General features: G+C 63.1%; 1 protein-coding gene. It reads left to right on the forward strand.

Annotated features, from left to right (window positions below; translation table 11 throughout):
* Positions 1-10: 10 nt before the first annotated feature.
* On the forward strand, positions 11-1099 hold a 1089-nt coding region (locus DDF78_RS11620), incomplete at its 3' end, for an inositol-3-phosphate synthase (RefSeq protein ID WP_152581860.1).

The following is a 1099-nucleotide window of genomic DNA, read 5'->3' on the forward strand; positions in this document are numbered from 1 at the left end:
AGGAGTTAATATGAGCATTCGCGTAGCAATCGCCGGCGTAGGCAACTGCGCCTCGTCGCTGGTGCAGGGCGTCGAATATTACAAGGATACTGCCGATGATGACAAGATCCCCGGACTGATGCACAACAACTTCGGTGGCTACCGCGTGCGGGACATCGAGTTCGTGACCGCCTTCGACGTGGATGCGCTCAAGGTCGGCAAGGATCTGTCCGAGGCGATCAAGGCCTCGCAGAACAACACGATCACGTTCGCTGATGTGCCGAATCTCGGCATCGAAGTGCTGCGTGGGCCGACCCACGATGGCCTGGGCGAGTATTACCGCGAGATGATCGAGGAGTCCTCGGCCGAGCCCGTCGACGTGGCCAAGGAGCTCAAGGACAAGAAGGTCGACGTGCTGGTCAGCTACCTGCCGGTCGGCTCCGAAGAGGCCGATAAGGCCTATGCCCAGGCGGCTCTTGACGCGGGCTGCGCCTTCGTCAACTGCCTGCCGGTGTTCATCGCCTCCGATCCTGAGTGGGCGCAGAAGTTCCGCGACGCCGGGCTGCCGATCGTCGGCGACGACATCAAGAGCCAGGTCGGCGCCACCATTACGCACCGCGTCATGGCCCGCCTGTTCGAGGATCGCGGCGTGCGGCTCGATCGCACGTATCAGCTCAACGTCGGCGGCAACATGGACTTCATGAACATGCTGCAGCGCACGCGCCTGGAGTCCAAGAAGATCTCGAAGACCCGCGCCGTCACCTCCATCGTGCCGCACGAGATGGAGGGCCATAACGTGCACATCGGTCCGTCCGACTACGTGGCGTGGCTTGACGACCGCAAGCTGGCGTTCGTGCGCTTGGAAGGCACGACCTTCGGCGATGTGCCGCTGAACCTCGAATACCGCCTTGAGGTGTGGGATTCGCCGAACTCGGCTGGCATCGTCATCGATGCGGTGCGTGCCGCGAAGATCGCGCTCGACCGTCATCTCGCCGGCCCGGTGCTGGCGCCGAGCTCCTACTTCATGAAGTCCCCGGCCGTGCAGCATGAGGACAACGAGGCGCGTCAGCTCGTCGAGAAGTTCATCGCCGGCGAGGTCGAGTCGACCGAAGCCCAGCTC

The organism is Bifidobacterium tibiigranuli (assembly GCF_009371885.1).
Lineage (GTDB): Bacteria > Actinomycetota > Actinomycetes > Actinomycetales > Bifidobacteriaceae > Bifidobacterium > Bifidobacterium tibiigranuli.